Origin of the sequence: Marivirga lumbricoides (assembly GCF_014636295.1) — a bacterium.
GTDB lineage: Bacteria > Bacteroidota > Bacteroidia > Cytophagales > Cyclobacteriaceae > Marivirga > Marivirga lumbricoides.
Genome location: NZ_BMEC01000006.1, coordinates 277,570 through 296,887, shown reverse-complemented (window position 1 = coordinate 296,887; position 19,318 = coordinate 277,570). Strand labels below are relative to the sequence as shown.

18 protein-coding genes are annotated in these 19,318 nt (G+C 37.7%); 9 read left to right on the top strand and 9 right to left on the bottom strand.

From position 1 onward, the window contains the following. Position 1: 1 nt before the first annotated feature. From IEV85_RS11210 to IEV85_RS11185, 6 genes are read right to left on the bottom strand one after another with little or no spacing between them, the layout of a single operon-like run. Positions 2-2,515, bottom strand: coding sequence for a sacsin N-terminal ATP-binding-like domain-containing protein (locus IEV85_RS11210; protein WP_188463307.1), 2,514 nt, complete (start codon positions 2,513-2,515; stop codon positions 2-4). Positions 2,516-2,528: 13 nt separating this feature from the next. After that, on the bottom strand, positions 2,529-3,641 hold the full coding sequence (locus IEV85_RS11205; RefSeq protein WP_188463305.1) for a hypothetical protein: 1,113 nt from the start codon (positions 3,639-3,641) through the stop codon (positions 2,529-2,531). Further along, on the bottom strand, positions 3,604-4,173 hold the full coding sequence (locus IEV85_RS11200) for a hypothetical protein (RefSeq protein WP_188463303.1): 570 nt from the start codon (positions 4,171-4,173) through the stop codon (positions 3,604-3,606). Before IEV85_RS11200 ends, IEV85_RS11205 begins: the two co-directional genes overlap by 38 nt. A 1-nt stretch (position 4,174) precedes the next feature. Continuing rightward, a complete protein-coding gene (locus tag IEV85_RS11195; RefSeq protein ID WP_188463301.1) occupies positions 4,175-4,348 on the bottom strand; it encodes a hypothetical protein in 174 nt (57 codons plus the stop codon). A gap of 10 nt (positions 4,349-4,358) precedes the next feature. Further along, entirely contained in the window at positions 4,359-5,363 is a 1,005-nt protein-coding gene (locus tag IEV85_RS11190) for a type II toxin-antitoxin system antitoxin SocA domain-containing protein (protein ID WP_188463298.1), read from the bottom strand. Between the two features lie 7 nt (positions 5,364-5,370). Further along, complete coding sequence (locus IEV85_RS11185) at positions 5,371-5,718, bottom strand: toxin (protein WP_188463296.1); 348 nt, start codon at positions 5,716-5,718, stop codon at positions 5,371-5,373. 253 nt (positions 5,719-5,971) lie between these two features. On the opposite strand from IEV85_RS11185, the gene IEV85_RS11180 reads away from it, so the two are divergent. The 9 genes from IEV85_RS11180 to IEV85_RS11140 all read left to right on the top strand — a co-directional run bounded on the left by IEV85_RS11180 (position 5,972) and on the right by IEV85_RS11140 (position 11,393). Then, entirely contained in the window at positions 5,972-6,142 is a 171-nt protein-coding gene (locus tag IEV85_RS11180; protein ID WP_188463294.1) for a hypothetical protein, read from the top strand. 5 nt (positions 6,143-6,147) lie between these two features. Next, the gene (locus IEV85_RS11175; RefSeq protein ID WP_188463292.1) at positions 6,148-6,681 is read left to right on the top strand and encodes a hypothetical protein; all 534 of its coding nucleotides are present in this window, start codon (positions 6,148-6,150) and stop codon (positions 6,679-6,681) included. Next, entirely contained in the window at positions 6,671-7,618 is a 948-nt protein-coding gene (locus tag IEV85_RS11170) for a DNA adenine methylase (protein WP_229712568.1), read from the top strand. Before IEV85_RS11175 ends, IEV85_RS11170 begins: the two co-directional genes overlap by 11 nt. 104 nt (positions 7,619-7,722) lie before the next feature. Continuing rightward, positions 7,723-8,253 carry an RNA polymerase sigma factor gene (locus IEV85_RS11165; RefSeq protein ID WP_188463290.1) on the top strand — a complete coding sequence of 177 codons (531 nt, stop codon included), beginning with the start codon at positions 7,723-7,725 and terminating at the stop codon, positions 8,251-8,253. Further along, the gene (locus tag IEV85_RS11160; RefSeq protein WP_188463288.1) at positions 8,234-8,515 is read left to right on the top strand and encodes a hypothetical protein; all 282 of its coding nucleotides are present in this window, start codon (positions 8,234-8,236) and stop codon (positions 8,513-8,515) included. The genes IEV85_RS11165 and IEV85_RS11160 overlap by 20 nt, the downstream gene beginning before the upstream one ends. Then, the gene (locus IEV85_RS11155; protein WP_188463286.1) at positions 8,509-9,168 is read left to right on the top strand and encodes a ClpP family protease; all 660 of its coding nucleotides are present in this window, start codon (positions 8,509-8,511) and stop codon (positions 9,166-9,168) included. Before IEV85_RS11160 ends, IEV85_RS11155 begins: the two co-directional genes overlap by 7 nt. 86 nt (positions 9,169-9,254) lie before the next feature. After that, positions 9,255-10,430: an antirestriction protein gene (locus tag IEV85_RS11150; protein WP_188463284.1), complete on the top strand. Its 1,176-nt coding sequence runs from the start codon at positions 9,255-9,257 to the stop codon at positions 10,428-10,430. Next, complete coding sequence (locus tag IEV85_RS11145) at positions 10,420-10,725, top strand: hypothetical protein (protein ID WP_188463282.1); 306 nt, start codon at positions 10,420-10,422, stop codon at positions 10,723-10,725. The genes IEV85_RS11150 and IEV85_RS11145 overlap by 11 nt, the downstream gene beginning before the upstream one ends. A gap of 2 nt (positions 10,726-10,727) precedes the next feature. Continuing rightward, positions 10,728-11,393 (top strand): hypothetical protein, encoded by a 666-nt coding sequence (locus IEV85_RS11140; RefSeq protein WP_188463280.1) that lies wholly within the window; start codon positions 10,728-10,730, stop codon positions 11,391-11,393. A gap of 30 nt (positions 11,394-11,423) precedes the next feature. Here the strand turns inward: IEV85_RS11140 and IEV85_RS11135 are convergent, their stop codons facing one another. The 3 genes from IEV85_RS11135 to IEV85_RS11125 all read right to left on the bottom strand — a co-directional run bounded on the left by IEV85_RS11135 (position 11,424) and on the right by IEV85_RS11125 (position 19,165). Continuing rightward, positions 11,424-13,430 (bottom strand): DUF4365 domain-containing protein, encoded by a 2,007-nt coding sequence (locus IEV85_RS11135; RefSeq protein ID WP_188463278.1) that lies wholly within the window; start codon positions 13,428-13,430, stop codon positions 11,424-11,426. A 108-nt stretch (positions 13,431-13,538) separates the two neighbouring features. Continuing rightward, entirely contained in the window at positions 13,539-14,825 is a 1,287-nt protein-coding gene (locus IEV85_RS11130) for a phage integrase SAM-like domain-containing protein (RefSeq protein WP_188463276.1), read from the bottom strand. Between the two features lie 347 nt (positions 14,826-15,172). Further along, a complete protein-coding gene (locus IEV85_RS11125; protein WP_188463274.1) occupies positions 15,173-19,165 on the bottom strand; it encodes a two-component regulator propeller domain-containing protein in 3,993 nt (1,330 codons plus the stop codon). Between the last annotated feature and the right edge of the window lie 153 nt (positions 19,166-19,318).

Below are 19,318 nucleotides of genomic sequence, written 5' to 3'. Positions count from 1 at the left end.
GTTAGATTGGGAATTTTCTGATTTTTGCTTTCTTTAAAATGTGTCCAAAAGTTATTTTTTTCACATCAGTACCATCATCTGCCCATAATTCAGAATACTCAAAATCTAGTGTGTTTTGTTCGGAACCATAATAAATAATGACTTCTCCATTATAAGCCGGCCTCACTATAATATATATATCTTGACCATTCTTTTTTATCCCCGCTAATGTAGTTGGTGCTATTTCATCATATCCAGAAACATCATATTCTTCAAGTTCTTTTAAATGAGCAATAACTCGGTCTTTCGCTTGTTCAATTAAACCGTGTACGTAAACAAATAAATCTTCGTTGGGAGTGGACTCGTGGGCAAACATTGCAGCAAGGTCTTGATCCTTTAAAGCTTCCCTCCATTCATCAATAGAAGTTATGCCCATACTCACCAATATTTGTTGAGTAATGGGTAATATTCCGATATCAGCACCTTGGCCTTTTTCAATTAGTTCTCTAAGCTGGGTTAAATTTTTTGCATTATACTCCTTTAATAGATCTGCCAATTGCTCCGCCTTATCCATATTTTCGGCTATGATTTCTTCATCATAAAGCAAATGTTTGCGTCTATATAAATCTGGGAATAACTGATTCGCCAATTCAGGATTTTTCTGAAACCACATCAAAAGTTTACCGAGTGCATCTTTATAATGTGACGCTGTTTCCCTATCAGTCGTTTTTTCTATTACTTCACCGGCAATCGCTTTTACAGCGAAGGTCCTATTTCTTATTTTTTCTTCAGGGAAGGTTATTGAAAGATCCGCGGCCACAAGTTCATCTCGAATATCTTTATCCAATAATTTTAAGATGTCTTTAAATACAAGGTCAATATCTCCTGCATCGCCCCACAAATGATCTCTCTTGCAAAGGGCTCCATTTTGGTTAGGAAATATTAATCTCGTATTTACAATGGAATCGTAGTCTTTTTCCTCAAGTTTTAACAACTCATAGAAACCATCCAACCATTCATGGACATTTTGATTCTGAATATTTGAGGCTAATTTTTCTAAGGTTTCGCAACCTTCAACAAAAGCAGCCAATTGATTCACATCTAATTTACCACAATCCTTCCAGGACAATTTGTGCCATATGTCTATGTCTTCCCTTTTGGGCAGACGATGAGGAAACCAGTGTCTCGCTAATTCCCATATTTTATCTCTTATTTCCTTTTTCGAAGAGTCGGGAAACCACAAGTACTTTTCCCCATCTTCTGTTAATATTGATTTAGGACCCGAATCGTTGGCAGTATTTACGATTTTAGTGTAGAGCAACTTCTTCTGAATTGGGTTGAGGACTTCATCCTTAAACCAGGAATCTGAAATCCATTCAGGCGTTTCTCGTAAACGGTGTATTTGCGCTAACAAGTGTAAATTCTCCCACTGTTGCTCAGCGGCATATTCAAGTAGCTCAAAATATAGTTCAGTTGCTTCTTTAATAATAGTCTTATTTTCACCTATCTGAGGATTTCTTTGTGAGTCAGTAAGATATACCCCATCTCTAGGGTCAGTAGGGTTGAAATGAGGATTATTGATGATAAGTGGAAATGGAAATATTTCTGATCCAATCAATGGGAAATCACAAAAAAGTCTGGGTACTTCCTCCTTGATAGACAGGATTGACAAAGTATTATTTTGATCAAGTGAAATTGGTAGTGCTACTGTAGTAAAGCCTTTACTAAGTAAGGCTAATTGGCTAGAAGATGAATTACCATTTTTAGTTTGACCAATTGTAATTATCTTTATACCATTTTGGAAGGACTGAGTGTTTAAGAGGTTATATTTAAAACCTGCTGGTTGTAATTCTACACTCTCAATTTCTTCAACAAAGGCCAGTGAGTATGGCAAACATTTGATCAAATCAGTTAAGCCAACTTTGGCAATCTTTATACCAAGAGCATCATCCAACCTATACTCGAAAGTCGTGTTGAATTCATTTTCATTGTAATATTCGAAGGGTGGGAGATTATCAAGGTTTTCAACCGATTTTTTTGACTTCCTGACTGAATCGGTTATTTCTTCAAGATCAAAACCGGTACGGTCTAACTCTAATTGAAATTTGCGATGATCCAAACCAGGCTCTTTAGCTACTGCATCTATCAGTACTTTTTCCGAAAGAAGGTGAGTAGTCAGAAAACCAGTCCCAAATTTTCCTGTAGTCTTACGTTTTCCTTCGTCATCTTTCTTTCTATCCTTTGTGGATATCTGTTCAATCAGAAAGCGTATGTTATCAGCCGTAAATGGCCTGCCATTATGTTTGAAAATTAGACTAGGATCCTTCCCAAGAATAAGTTCGACAGCAATTCTGACCTTACCATTGTTGTTAACATCTTTTGCATTTTGTATAAGCTCCCATATCCAGCGTCTTGAGACAGATGATGACCCTTCCGCTTTGGAGCGGAGGTCAGACATCTCCCGAAGTATTTTCGTGGCAATATTTTGGTGATGGGCTTTGTCCTGTGAAGCTTGGAATTTTTCCTTATAAGTCATTTAGAGTTTTTCCTTATTTTAGAGCCTTTACCATTGAGTCAATTTTAGCATCGATTTCATTCTGATGCTCCTTGATTTCATCCATTTCATTAGTTAATTGTTCGCGCAAATCTTGATCATTCAAATCCACTTGTTCTAAGCCGTTCGTTAACTCCTCCTGGTTTTCAAGAATGGATTGATTGGTGGCTTTGATATCCTCATTATCTTCAATGATCTCTTGATGGTTCTCCTTGATATCTTTCTTTAGATCTAAAATTTCTTTGCTGGACTGATGACTCAAATGATAACTGTAAACAATTGAAGCTACTGGTATAAAGTATGTAAATAAATAGTGTTTTAAAACCAATAGCCCTGTTATGAACGCTTTCTTCTGATCATGACTTAAGGTTATTCTATCGATAATGAGCTGAAGCAACTCCTCAATACTATCAGCAATTCTATAGACAGCCAGTCCATATTCACTGATCCTGTTCGATTCAATGTCCTGCACCTCTTCAAAAATGTCATCCAGAAGAATTCCAGCTTCAGGAATGGCATACAAGTCGCTTCTGAATTCATCAAAACCAGAATAGTTTTTGAGTGTTAATCCGCCCAATTGCATCTGGAATTTACTATTTACTACCTCGAATAGATTTAGCCTTTGTCCACCATTAATCAGAGTTTTACTATAAATCTGGAAGGCATTCCCAAATAAGGGTTGATTTGCTGATAGGCCTTTCATTAGATTTTTAATAACGCTATTCCATGTCTTATCTATCATGGAATTTTCAAACCCCTTACCAATCATATCTGAAAATATCCTGTTTCTTCCGAAGGCTTCAGCTATCAGATTGAACTGATAGGATTGTGGCATATTGATTACTCCAGTTAAACTGGTTTTATGTAATTGAAGTAGGTTATGGCTGTGGAGAGACCTATCAATCTCAGCTAATGCCTTATGACTTTGTAGGAAATTCCCAAGTGCTGAATCCCGAAGGGGGTTAATCTTACTTTGCATTTCTGCCATAACACTGTGGATGCCCAATGCTTTTCTAAAATTTCTCATAGGGTCTGCCATCTCTGTCATAGATCTCAGTTTAGTACTAATATCATTTTCCAAAAACGCTCTTCTCAATATATCGTCCATATTCAATTAGTTGGAGGTCCAAATTTTGTTTATGCTCATTTAACATATTCAGTTGAGCGATTTTGTCAACGATACTCATCTGCAGCTCATCAATAACCTTCGGGTTAAATCCATTTTTCATATAAATGTGCTGAAGAACCTTAGACTTCAGCATATCCAAAAACTGGTTCACACCTATTTTTCCGTAAGCAATCCAAGTGTACATAAAGAAAGTGACAGCAATTGTTCCAGTAATTCCTTCAAGAGCATCGATGTAAGAAACACCAAACCAGGTCAGTGCTGTTATAAGAATCCCAAATGCCACAAAAACGGAGACCGAAAGTATTTTAAACTTTTTTGCGGCTCTTTCTTTCAGCTCCTCTCTTTTCTCCTGAGCAAGATTCATCTTAAATAGGCACCTTTCAATTTCACTCTTTAGTTCTTCCTCTTTGCACGACACTTTTTTGAGATATTGAAAAAACGCATGAAAGATGAGAATAATCACCAGTATTAGTAGGAAGGTAGTTATTGGATCAAATTTTATCTTCTGCATATCACTTCTCCTTTCTTACTCCTTTAAAGGGAGTACCGTCCTGTTTGCCGTCCATGAACTTTCCTGTTTCCGAATCTCTTTTAGTCCATTGATTGGTTTTGGGGTTAAGAACTTGAGACCTCCCTCTCACAGCTCCTTTTCTGGCATTATCGCCATATGGTTTGTTTACTGCCATAGTTTTAGTGTTAAATAGTTATTAATTCAAATGCATATAAGTAATTAATCAAATTTTTGCCATTGGAAAAGTTATCCTTCCAGGCCTTTTCCTGATGACTGATATTGACTATTTCCTGAGTCTTTGCTTTTTTAAATTTCTTAGCCACAATCTGGAGTGTTTCCAATTCTTTTTCATCAAACAGTTCAGGATCAAATACTCGTTCATGATGAGGCTTAAACTGCTCACCAACACCACCATTTTCAAATTGCGTGTGGTAGACATCTACATCATCTTTATTGGCGATGTACTCGAATAGGCTCTGATAGTTGTTAGGCACTGGCCCCATATCAATTGCCCTGTACTGAGTGCCACTTATTGAAACACCACATCGCTTGAAATGCAAAAAATCCGCATAGAAGAGTAGTTTATTCATTTTGGTCTTCCAGGGCTGTGCCTCATAGGTGAAAAACACCACCATTTCAGTGAACTTCTCTAGGTTTGATAACCGATAGCCAGTTGTCTCGTCTGGAGAATGCTGTCCCATTAGATAATCTTTTACATCAAAGCTCTCAAACTCCACTTCTTCCAAGAGCAGTTCATTAATACGTTGATTGATCTTTGTTTTTTCCTTCTCACTTAGTGAACTACTGAGTGAAACCAATTTTTTAAATTCTCTTGGGTCTTGTGTAAGCTGAATCAGTTTGGCATTCGATGAATTTGGAATCTCGCCTTGTTCATAACTCCGGTATACGTTGATACCAAACCCCAATACCTCCGACATTTTGGCAGCTGAAAGATTATAGGTTTCCCTTAGCTCTTTAATCTCTTCAGGAAATGGCAGATTATGTCTTTTCCGATACTGATTGTAAACCTGGCTAAGGTTTAGTTGGGTCAATTCCTCGGACTCAAACCGTTCCTTACTTTCTTCACACTCGTAATAATGGTATACTATTTCGAATTGTTCTTTTCGAAAATCAAACGCCCCTTTTTCTTGCCTCAATGGCATTTCTTTGCCTGTGATTGGACTTTTCATAACTTTTTTATTTTAAGGGATACTTCATCTTTTTCTCTGCTATATGAAAGGAAATGCAAATCACTTTATCGCTGGGTAATCCCATTGTGATCTTTATATAGACTTCCTTCTTCTTGATCACTTTTCCAAAGACCCACATATCAGAACCCTTGTAAAGTACTTCCTCCAAAGGTCCTTCGGAATAGTCACTAACTCTTAAATCATTGAGAGTACTCTTAATATCATTCACGCTTACTTCAAGTGCGAGCATTGTACTGAAGTTTTTAGTCCGATCTGACCTGAAAAGCAAGCCCCAAAATCCCAGTTTGTGCTTGAAATCCTTCAGAAACGACTCAACTTCATCTTTTAATTCCACATCAGTGCTTTTTTCGATAACAAATATACAACTTTAAAGTGAATAAAAAACGTTTATAAATATTTATACAACTTTAAAGTTGATAATAAGGTTGCTGCTTGGAATTCATATTACTAGAGCACTCGTAACAAATACCGACAAAATGTGACAGAATACATTGATAAAACACATCTTCCCAATGTAAAACTCCTCATCCCGAACCAACCCGAAAGCAGTTTTCTGATCTGTGCTATGATTGTTAAAAAAAGCAATCATGGCAAGAAAGAAGACAACTAAAAGAAGATCCACTTCCGGCAAATCAGCCAATACTAAGAGGGTGACAATGATTAGCCGACATGCCAAGCGTACCCGGAAAAAGGGTGAGGCCTGGACAAAAGCCATTCAGCGGTCTACTCGTGAACTCAAGCGAGAGGGTAAATTGTAAGTGGAATGTGTCAGCAGGATTTACATCCATTAATAATAGGGGCACTGGATACCCTTGTCTGGCAATTAGCCAGAGCTCATGGGTATAAAAATGGGCAAAATGCGATCTTGTTTAGTACAGGATATGATGACCATTTGATCACTGCCCAAGTCAGCCATAAAAACCTGTGCCTGGATACGCTCTTTGAATGGGAAGCAGAACAACCTCGTAGCAGAGTGACCCAGTTACCTGGATATCCTTTTGATCTGGTCATTGGAATGCCTCCCTACCGCGCTTATTTTCATCCGGAATATCCGCACCCACATGCATTGCCTGTTGAAATCACTTTCATTTACCATACCCTGCAATTATTGGCGGTTGGTGGATTATTGATCATTCTGGCTAGCCTCGACCAAAAGAATTGGCCTATGACAGAACTGGATAAAATGGCCGAAAAGATTGATGAGTATGTACTTCCACCTGTTTTCGGCCAGTCAGTGGAACAAGCTTTGATGGTATTCAGGCGCAAAGCTACCGATGCCGTACGCTATGAACATTGAAGATAGCAGAATAAAAAAAGTAAGACATGTGAAAATGGAATCTCCACTGGAAGGCCTTGATTTTGTCAATAAAACGCCCATTACCTATTATGGAGGTAAGCAACGGCTGGTAAGTCTAATCCTATCACTCATTCCTGAACATAAACTCTACTGCGAACCTTTTGTAGGAGGAGCTGCAGTTTTCTTTGCCAAAGAACCTTCTGAAATGGAAGTGATCAATGACCTCAATGGTGAGGTGGTCAATTTCTACAGTGTATGCCACGGTGATTTCAATAAACTGGAAAAGCTGGTCCAAGCTACCCCACACAGTAGGCAGGTACACCGTGAGACCCAGGAAATCCTCAAGAATGCTGATAAATTTGATCCGGTTCAACGAGCCTGGGCTTTCTGGGTGCAGACCAATATGAGCTTTTCCTCCCGGATTTTTGGTGGCTATGCTTATGAGCGAAATAGTAATGGCACCCTCAAGCGATTTGTCAACAAGAAGCTTGCTTTTACTAAAGATATTAAAAAACGGCTGGATATGGTGGACATTGAAAATAATGATGCCCTTCAGGTCATCAGAAGCCGTGATTCAACTGATAGTTTTTTCTATTGTGACCCACCATACTTCAATTCCGATATGGGGCATTATAAGGGTTATACGGAAAAGGACTTTACAGATTTACTTGATGTGCTAAGCAAGGTCACGGGAAAATTTCTATTAAGTAGTTATCCTTCAGATGTCCTGGAAAAATTTACCAAAAAACATAAATGGCATACAATTACAAAACAAACAGGTGTAGCGGTAACAAAGCAGACGAATAAAATTAAAACCGAAGTGCTGACGGCTAATTATCCAATTAAAGCTGAATTGAATGGCGTTGCTGATCTTTTGCAAGTTCGGGCTAGGGCATTAAAAATAAATCTTATTTTAACTGAGAGCTTAGATCACTGACTGTAGTTTGTCTTATTATTATCAAGTTTCAAAAAATATCTCAATTTATAGGGTGATGTATTGAGGAAAATAGGAACTTGTATATAAAGACTTTTAACAAACCGATGACGGACACAATTATAAAACGGTCGCCCAAAGAGAAGCTGTTTGCAAAATTATACCTTGAAGCATTTCCAGCGTTAGCCAGATATATCAGCAAAAATGGAGGTGATTTTGAAGAGACGCGAGATATTTTCCAAGAAGCATTATTGATTTTTTATGAAAAAACAGTGATTAATCATTTCGATCCGGGAGTATCAGATAACGCCTATTTACTGGGAATCGGAAGGAATCTTTGGTTGAAAAAATCTGTAAGATCATTTAAAACAGAATCTCTTGAGAATGTTGATGTGGTTGAATCGAAACATGAAGAGCCTATTTCAGAAAGACTGAACTCATTTTTAAAAACTGCCGGACAGAAGTGCATGGATATGCTCCAGTCCTTTTATTATGAAAGAATGTCAATGTCAGATATCTCCACACAATTTGGCTTTAGTAATGAGCGGTCTGCTACAGTTCAGAAATATAAATGTCTGGAAAAAGTGAGGGAACAAATCAAAACAAAATCTTTAAAATATGAGGACTTCATTAGTTGAAATAGTGCAAATAGAGCAATTCCTTCAAAATGAAGGTGATTTAGGAGAGCGGATGCTGCTGGAAGCTAGAATGCTGGTGGATGAAAGGTTTGCTTCGAAAGTGAATTTTCAAGAATATGCATATAAAGCCATTCAACAGTATGGTAGAAATATTCTTAGGGAGGAAATAAAGCGTATGGATCAAAAACTATTTAACGAACCAACTCAGCTAAACTTTCAGCAAAAAATTAAATCGTACTTTAAAAAAGATAAGGGATGTTAACGCAATCTAGTTTAATACCGATGGTCATAGATCAAAGCGGAAGAGGGGAACGAGCCTATGATATTTACAGTTTATTGCTCAAAGAACGGATTGTTTTTTTAGGTACCGGCATTGACGATCAAGTGGCTAATGTCATTGTTGCCCAACTTCTTTACCTCAATAGTCAGGATCCCAAACGGCAGATTGATATGTACATTCAGTCTCCTGGAGGCAGTGTTTATGCAGGAATGGCGATTTATGATGCCATGCAGATGATCTCAGCCCCAGTGTCTACCGTTTCGGTGGGATTTTCTGGAAGTATGGCTACTGCGTTACTGACTTGTGGAGCAGTCGGTAAGCGTTATGCATTAGCTCAATCTACTGTTCACATGCACCCGACAGGTGGTGGAGCAAAAGGGTATACAGAAGATGTTAGAATAGCAACAAGAGAACAAGAGCGACTTCAAACACAACTTTTTCATATCATCGGTAAAAACACTGGTCATACCTGGAAGGAAATTGAGGATTTTTTTATTAGGGACAAATTTTTAAATGCCGTGCAGGCAAAAGAATATGGCTTAGTTGATGAAGTTCTTGGAGATACTTCTAATCTGATTTTCATTGATAATAAAAATCCCGATGTGGGATATTATGCTGAAGAGTCTTTAAAATAGTGGAGTATCAAAACAATTGCAATAGATAAAGAAGCAAACCCGAACAAACCCGAAACCCTATTTTTCAAAAGGCCTATCCTTGTCCTATGGTTTCGGTCAACAACTATTCAGAGAAAATTAGGGAAGTCAATCTACAAACCCTGCCCAAAGTGCTTCAAGAGGGGCATGAATTCTTTTTGGAGGCCAATGCCTGGTACAAACAGGATCAAACTGTAACAAAATCCATAGACCTGTACATCCAGAAACTCAATGATCACCTGAGGCAGGGAAACGATGCTGCAAAAGGGTTTGTGGAGAAGTTCCTAAAAATGCATAACCAGGTAAAGACCAAGCATCAGCTAGGTCTCTACATCAAATCCTTGCAGAAAGCTATTCTTACCAAGCAAATCAGAAAGTCATCATTGCAAGCCAGGCATATTGCCAAAATTCAGGATACCCTGATTAGGCAATACAACAAGCTTCCTGATGGCGGAAAAATCAAAATTACCATCAATAAGTCATGGAAAAAAGACCTGGAATTAGGGTCACAGGTACAGCCTTTGAATGGAGTGGGCGCTTCTTCTTCAACCAAAGAAACCCCTAAGCTTATAGAGAAGAGAAAGAAAAGCCTTTTTGACTCCATGAATGAAATTGATGAGAGACCTTCAGAAAATTCATTCAGGCTGGCAGGTGATTTAGGTAAACTGCTGGGAGATCTGGAAAGATTTGAGCTGGCCATTACTCTGGAAGGTGATCAGGGAGGTGGGAAGACCCGCTTTAGTTACCAACTGGCCAACGGCTTTGCAGATATTGACCTGAAAGTGGCCATGTTTTCTCTGGAGATTGGACGCAAGTCCGACTTGGTGAGAAGAATGCGGGAAGAATACCTGGAAGCTGAAAATAGGGATAACATATTCATCACCGATCAGCTACCAGAAGGATTTGATACCATCCGGAAAGCTGCCAAAGATTTTGACGTAATCATCATTGACAGTTGGAACAAGCTGCATGTAAAGTCCACAGAATTTGACCGGCTTAGAAAGGAATTTCCAAACACCATCTTTATCATCATTTTTCAGCGAACAACACAGGGAACCATCCGGGGTGGCACAGCACCCTTGTTTGATTCCGGTATCAATCTGGAAGCCGTGAAGGTGGATGATACTTTCACCAATAATTATGTAGTGGCCACAAAGAATAGATATGGGGTAACGGGAATTCAGTACAACATCACCCAGCGAAAAATCATCAACAGTTTTGAAAAACAAGAAAATGGAGAATGAGAATAACGCCATCATACGATTAAACACCACCCTAAATATGGGGCACTTGATCTTTAGCTCAGTCAGTTTGCTCATCGTGATAATAACTATGTGGGTCAATGTGAATGTACGACTGGCCCGACTGGAATATGAAGTGACCACTGAAAAGCAAAATAATGCTGAACTCAAACTAACACAGGAAAAGCTGTTTTTACAATTCTCTAAAACCAACTCAGAAATGACCAGGCTGCTTTACGAGATCAAACTGGAGTTGAAGGACAAAGAAGACCGTTCAGAAAATTCTAAAGGAAACTAGTCATGACATTTCTCACGATCTTCAACTTCATCAAAAAGTATTACTGGATACTCCAGGCCATAATTATTATTGTGCTTTTCTTTTTCCTGAGAAAAGAGAAACAGAAAACCGAAGACTTTAAAGAAATCTACAGTCTGAAGCAAAGAGAAATTGAAATATGGAGAGATGATGCTGGAAGGAATAGGATACGGGCAGAGATTGCCGAAATAGATGCCGCCAATGCCAAACTGGTACTGGAGGCTGATTTGAAGGAAACAATAAGAAAGGAAGTTGGCAACCTTAAAAGGAACCTGATTAGCTACTCTTCAGTCAGATCATCCACCAGCGGTACTTTTCAAACCGGCTCAATTGATACTGTTTACCTGGTACAATCTCAAATATCTCTGTCACCAGTTCCTGCCAAGAAGTTTATCTTGGACAATCCGGATCTCAAATTTAAAGCACTCTATGTACCTTCCTTGGATACGCTATTTGCCGACTACAAGATCATTCACAACTTTGAAGTTTTCCATTATTATAAACGACCAGGTAAGCCACCTTTTAATCTATTTAGGAGAAAACAAGCAGTGGCTGAGATTAAATTTGATAACCCCAACACTCAGGGGGATAGTTTGTATAGCGTGGTTCTGGAGAGGAAGAAGGGTCTATTAAAAAGAATTTTTGATTAAAAGAAAAATTTTGAATTCTCTAATGCGAAATCATTTTTTTTTTAACAAATGGCTGAACTGTTGAAGAAGATGGTAAATATCCCGGCTAGGCTTGGTTTCAATGTTAGAGAGTTTACTTCGAAGGATGTATTTTGGCGGTTCAGCATAAGTAGTTGATTTACTTTGAAGATGCCTTAGATCCTGAAGCAATTCAATGTTTTTGTTCTCACATTCCCTTTCAAATATTTGATAATTTCTAATATCAGCAATGATATTTGGCAACCTGTTTTCAGGTAGCTCATATGCCTCCAGAATTTTCCAGGCATATTTTTCTACCTCATCTTCTGGAATGGTCGTCCACGGCTGATTGCCTTGGACCAGATTTCTTCTGAGATTCTCATAAGCCGGTCTGACAACAGAATTAAACTGAGGAATCCCTGCTTTTTCCTCGATATCTCGAATGATAGATTCGAGTTCGTGAAGCTTTTTGGGGCCTATATCTTTTCCGTAAAGAAGAAAACAAAGCATCTGAATTTCATAGACATTGGTAAGTGTTTGATGTGCATCTTTATTTAATCCTAAATCTAAAAAAAGATTGTAAGCTATAAGTGAGTAATTTAAATTCTTGAGGAATTGCGATATATGATTCTGATCTTCTCCATACTCCTGATCTATTTTGAGCATCATTACATTGAATTGGGTATCCAGAAAAAATCTTCCCAAGTACTGTAATGAGTAGGCTTTAACAAGTGAATCATCTTTCTCTTCTGCGTAAATTCTCACCTCATGAGCATACTGGATGGCTTTTTCAAATAAGGGAAGTACAAATTTTACTCTCTCAACCCTGACATTAAGGGATACCGAAATATTTAGTTTTTCTTGTAGCTTGAATTTATTAGCGTCTTTTAAAAAGATATTGCTTCCGTAGATATGCAAATTTTCCGATTGAAAAAGTTTAAGAAGTTGCTTGGAATGTTCTTCAAGGGGTGCATTTTCGATTTTCTGAAATAGTTTTTGAATGACTTCTGCTACGGAGTGATCAGGTTCTTGTTTATTGAACTGATCCAATAACTGTAGGTAGATAATATTAATTTCAAAGGTCAGCGTATTTAGAGTATTTATGGAATTTTTTCTCAATACTTCCATTTCTTTTGAAAAGCTTTTATAGTCAATATCACCTTTGATAAAGTCATTCCTATATTTAGTGAACTCCAAAAGTTCATGCGTTTCCTGATCAAAGTCCTTAATAAAATTAAAGCATCTATTAAGGTAATAGTCTGCCTCGATAATATATCCTACCTGTCCAAAGGTAATTGCCGCTAAAAAGAGAAGCTTTTTGGATGCAATAATTTTTGAGGTAGGAAGATCCATTAATAATCTGGATAACATCTGAAATTCCTGCTTATTAAACAGATGTCCTCCGTATTCTTCTAGTAACTCACCAACCTGCTGTGGACTATTAAAATCGATGTTTTCAAGTATATTCTGATTAAAGGAAGAAATTACCGGAATATCATAAGTTGTTCCATGTGAGAACAGCAGCAGCTCATGACTTTTATGCCTTCTGCACATTTTGTCATGTAAAGCTTTTGACGAGCTAGTTTCCAGTAGTTGTTCAGGAATATAAATAGTTACTGAATCTTGCTGTTTCCAGTCATCATTTCCCTTAATGTAACTAACTCTGTTAACTATTTCGTCAACATAATCAAAATAGCACCTTTGAGTCTCCTCTTCGTAAAGTATAATAATACCATAAGCAGGAGGCCTTCGGCACAGGTAACCGAGACGAGAAGTTTCAAATGATAAAGAGATATATTTGTGTCCATCTTTACTTACTGTTGAGACCTTTCCTGTACTTTTTATTTGTACCGCAAATTTCTGAGAAGAAGCATGATGAGCTTCTAAAACAAGTTCTACGTCAAGGTCTACTCCATAATCCGGATTCTCCTCACGGTTAATAAACCCATTTCTTTTAGTAAATATTCCTTTTACTTTTAGAACTGACTCTTCACTTTTCTTTGCATTATCATCGACAGTGGGACTATCAAAAAACGACATAAATAAATTTCATTATACAGACTGAATTACCAGATGATACGAATATCAGAAAGAGTAAGGCTAAAAACCACCAGATTGGATAATAGTTTACAAAATTAGCTCACCATCCTAACCCAAAATCTGGTCTGCAGCATCATCGAGTACATCCTTATCAAAATCATCAAAGTAAGCTTCAGTAGTATAGTAGTTGGTATGTCCCAGCATGTCGCCAATTTGTGCTTTGGAAATGCCTTTGTGAAGTCCGGCAGTTGCAAAAGTATGTCTCGCTACATAAGTGGTGAGGTTTTCTGTAAGCCCAACCGCTTCCCCTATAAATGCCAACCGTCTGTTGTGGTTACGCAAGCGATTCTGGTACAATTTATAAATATACTCCTTATCAGCTGAATCAATCACGTCTCGCATAATAGGAAAAGCCAGCCCCTTGTCATTTTTCGGGTCAGCATAATAATCCAGAATGCGTTGGGCTTCTTCGGTGATTTTAATGTTGAATTCCTTAACGCTGTTTCCACGTTTGGTTTTTGTACGCTTGTATCTCAAGCGGTCTTCTTGTATGGCATCAGTGGGAAGAAAGGCCAGGTCAATAAAATTCATACCACGCATATTGAACATGAACAGAAAATAGTTACGGTGATGCCACCGGGTAGAGTTTATTGGGTAGTCTAAGTCACGGATAGCCTGTATAACCTCCAGGTTTACTGCCCGCTTTTTTGCCTTTTCTGTTCTGATAGAATAGCCGGATTTACCAAATGGATAGTGGGTCTCATTCAGTTCGGTATCCTTGTCTTTTATGGCAAGGTTATATATTCTGCGTACAGCTCGTAATTTGGTGCCCAGCCCATTCAGCTTCAGACCCTGTCCGAGGTAATCTGCCTCTAAATCTTCCAAGAACGTTTCGTCAATATCGGTAAGCAAAAGGTTGTCGTTACCATGAAATTTTGAAAATGTTACAAGGGCATCTTCAAAAGAACCTACCATTCCGAAGCGGTTAGCTTTTTTATACCGTGCAATGACTTTCTCACCATATTCTTTGAGGGTGGTTTTGCGGGATTGTGGTGCTAGGTTGTGGATAGGGGGTAGTTTTTCCTTATCATTTTCCTCAAATCGCTGCATGATGAGGTTGGTGATTTGATCAGCGGTTAGCTCTTTGAGAACAGCATGGTGATCGGACAAAACTTCCTGCGCCAGTGACATCTTTTTCTGGACTTTGGAATTAGCTCTTACCGAGTTGGGAAAAGAACTCTTTATCTGTCTTCTCTTTTCGTCCCAATCTTTAGAGTTCAGGATAAACCCGGTCTTCAAGTATTTGGGCTTACCTTTATGGGAGACCCGGATGACCAAAGGATATCTATCAACTTTATTATATCTGGGATCGGGCATGAGGTTCAATTTGGCCATAACAATGCTATTTTACGTTACATCTAAAGTAACCTAAGCAGGTAAATGTATCAAGACATTTTGAACATTTTTTGAATACTTTTCGTGGTTTAAGATGGTTTTTGATGAACCCTAATTACCCTGCTTATTTGTTTATACATTTGTTTATCAAATAGTTATGAATTTTTAGAGATCAAGATAAACCGTATGTCTGGTCACTTGTAATCAGTAGGTCATTGGTTCGATCCCGATAGGAGGCTCTTAAAAGCTACTCATTTGAGTAGCTTTTTTTTTTGCTTAAAATTTGAAAGATTGATCCCTTCCTACAATGAAGATATAAGAAGTGCCTACAGATGAATTGATATCTCCTATACCTTATCTTTTTGACTGGCATATTCTGAAGGAGTCATTCCGAATTGTTTAAGGAAATTTCTTCCAAAACTGGTTTGGGAATTATAGCCCACAAGTGAAGCCACTTCATAGATTCTATATTCACCTTCCATCAAGAGCTCCGCAGCTTTTTTCAATCGAGCTAAATTAATTAACTCGTTAGGAGTTAAGTTGGAGAGTACTTTTATTTTACGATACAATGTAGGTTTACTCATATTCATAATTTCAGCGAGATATTCCACATTAAGATCATGGTCAGTAATGTTTTTGCAAATTGCTTCATCCAGCTTTTCCAGAAATTTTTCATCTGTTTTTGAATAGGCCATACTTTTAAGATGGGCCAGAGGTGAGCTTGAAAAGTATTCTTTGATTTTATTTCTGTTTTGGAGCAGATTGGCAATTTGAACCTGAAGATGTTCGGATGAGAAGGGTTTTTCAAGATATGCATCAGCTCCGGATTCCAAGCCTTCAATTTTAGCTTGTAAGGTGTTTTTAGCAGTGAGTAGTATTACAGGAATATGACTGTTGTCTATATTGGTTTTAATTTGCTTACATAGCTCAAAACCCCCAACCTGAGGCATCAGTACATCACTGACTACCAGTTGTACATTTTGATTGGATAAAACCTGCAGTGCCTCTGTTCCATTGGTAGTTTTAATTATTGCATACTCATGACCTATTTCATTTTCAATAAAATCCAGCATTTCTAGATTATCGTCAACTATCAATATCACCGGTTTTGTTGAGGCTTCCTCCTGCAAATGGTCTGTCACTTCTTTATCATCAACCTCTAATTTGTCCTCATCATACAAATTAAACTCCTTTTCCTGATGTACAGGAAGTGTTAGTATAAATACATTTTGTGTGATATTAGTTAAATCCAGCTCTAATGTGCCTTTATGGAGTTCAGCAAGCGACCGTGCCAAAGGAAGGCCAATTCCCGTTCCGGATTGATTTTCATTTTCTTCCAGCCTAAAGAAAGGTTCAAAAACTTTAGCACGCAGAGACATAGGAATTACGGAACCGTCATTTTTAAAGATGATGGTGAAATTGGAATCTTCATTTGCATTAAAAGGTAAGAGGTGCACAGATGAAGACTGTTCTCCATACTTTACAGCATTACTAAACAAATTACTAAAAATTTTGGTCAGCGCTTCAGGATCCACATAAGCATATAAATGATTCTGAGAGATATCAATCGACCAGAGTAGCCCTTTTTGTTCTGCAGCCAATTTAAACCTTTCAAAAGTCTCCTTAAGTATTTCCATTACATCAGCTTTCACAAAAGTGAGGCTAAACCCTTTGATTTCAGTTTTACGAAAATCCAACAGTTGGTTAGTTAATTCTAAAAGTCTGTTGGTGTTTTTTTCCATAATCAGAAGATTATTTCCAATAGTGTGGTTATTGGAAGAAGCTTTTATAACGCTTTCTAAAGGGCCTTTTATTAATGTGAGGGGTGTCCTGATCTCATGCGCTATATTTGTGAAGAATTCAATTTTTGCCTGATAGATTTCCTTCTCTTTTTCATTTTCCAACAAGCTTAACTTCCTCCTGTTTTTCTTCTCTATTTTTTTGTGATAGTTGCGTACGCTTAGGAAAATGATGAGTCCTCCTAGCAATGTGTAAAGTACATATGCCAAATTACCAGCCCACCAGGGAGGCGATATAACTATGTTTAATGTGGCGGCCTCATCATTCCAGAGTCCACTGCTGTTGGAAGCCTTCACTTTAAATGTATAGCTTCCCGGTGCCAGTTCAGTGAAGTATATTTTCCTGTTGGTTTTGAGGTAGGTCCATTGATTATCAAGGCCTGCCATTTTATAGGCATATTCAGTCATTTCCGGTGCAGTATAGCTAAGAGCTGCGAAATCAATACTAAAGGAAGATGCGTTGTGAGGAAGCACAATTTTATCTGTATAATTGATAGCATTGACCAATGGAGAATTCTCTTCTTGTATAGGAAGCTCCTCGTTTTGCATTTGAAAGCCTGTGATGTAGATAGGAGGTACGTAAGTATCGTTAACAAATTCAGCAGGATTGAAACTGATCATGCCTTTTACACTTCCAAAATACATAATGCCTTCGTCTGTTTTAAAAGAGGAATTGTAGTTGAACTGATCGCTTAAAAGCCCATGTGCTTTGGTAAACACTTTTACCTGCTCTGTTTCAGGGTTGAAACATGCCAAACCTTTTGAAGTGCTGATCCATAAGTTGTTCTGATCATCTTCCAACAGGTCATAGATCACATTGCTTGGCAGGCCATTTTTTGTTGAATATCGTATAAAGTTATTTCCGCTTGGATTGAATTTATTTAACCCGTTTTCTGTGGCTATCCAAATTTGCTTTTTACTATCTTCAAATATACTTGATATAGCATTGTTGCTGAGACTACTTTTATTTTGAGAATCGTATTTAAAAAAGCCTTTTTCTTTTGTTTTTTCATTAAAGTAATAAACTCCTTCTTTAAAAGTTCCAGCCCATATTGTACCATTGGTAGCTTGCATTACAACGGTGGTGTAAGGATAAATGTCTGCCTCTTCAGGTAGTGCTGTAAAGTCGTCACTTGTGGAATTGAATCGATACAATCCTTGTGATGTAGCAATAAGAATTGTTCCAGAGCGGGTTTGGTAAATACAATAGATGAAATTACTTCTAAAGGAGCCTGATTTTCCATCCGCAGAGTAGTGACGAATAATTTTGCCTGAAGTGAGATCCATTACATCAATGCCATGATGGAATGTGCCAATCCATAGTTCATTCTCAATGGCTAATAAACCATGTATATTGTAGTGAGAAAGGTTGCTTTTGTCTCTTGCAGGTCCATAACTTTTAAAAAGTCCGGTATCAGGATTAAATTTATTTATTCCTGCATCTTCAGTTCCAATCCATAAATTACCATATTGATCTTGGCAAATTTCTCTTACTGCATTTCCGCTTAAAGAATTTTCCCCGGTTTTTGGGAAGTATTTTTTAAATGAAGTGTATTGCTTAGGATAGTAATTTACTCCTCCGAAATAGGTGCCAGCCCAAATTCCACCTTCCTTATCTCTGTAGACAGAATACACGGCATTGTCCGAAATAGCATAGGGGTTATTATAGCTTTTTTTTAGGTTAGTAAAAGTTTGTTCCTTAACATCATAAATAAAAACCCCTGATTCCGTAGCAACCCAGTAGGTCTCCTCATTTTCTTTTACAAAGTCCCTCACAAATAACTCTCCGTGGTCTATATCAAAAGGAAGCACATCTTTATAAGAACCAGTATTGATGTCAAATATCTTTACTCCCTGGCTTTGCGTGCCTATTAATAAGGTTTCATCATCAACAGCGTAAATTTTTTCGATCCATCTATAGGAGGTTTTTTCTGATTTCCGGAATATATTAAAACTCCTGAAAGTATCCAGGGTGGGGTCATACTGGTTAATTTCTCCGGAATCTGTTGATACATAGAGGTCTCCCCTGGGTGTGCTTGTGATGGAAGTAGCACCAAAGTATTTATCTATCTTGTATTCATGAAGGTCTTTCGTGTTTGTGTTGTATTTAAATAAAGTAAGGTCAGCAATAAACCAGAGATTATTCCTGTCATCTTGATAAATAGCTCTGATGATTCTGTTAGCAGTAAATTTTACAAGCCTGAGTGTTTCAAGTTGCGCATTATATTCATAGAGCCCCTTATCTGTGCCCACCCATAGTTTTCCATCTTTTTCATAAAGAGTTTGAATAATATTGCTTACTAAACCGGTAGAATCATTAGGAGTACCTCTGAAAATTTTAAATGAATAACCATCAAAACGGTTGAGGCCATCCTTAGTGCCAAACCACATAAAGCCATTACTATCCTGAATGATGCTGTGGACCGAATTATTGGAAAGTCCATTTTCTACCTGGTAATGCCTAAAGCTATAGGATTGACTATGCAGGTTAAGATGCAGGCATGATAGGAGGAAGGTTAGTAATACGAGTTCTTTTTTCAAGTTTATTTTTTTTGTGTAGTTAAAATTAATGGAATCTATTCCACAATTAGTTTCAAGATTATACAATTAGTGTCATTTTTTTAAGAAAGACCAGCCAAAACCTATAATTGAGAAGTTTTGATGAAATTTTGATAAAAAATGAAAGGTGTATCA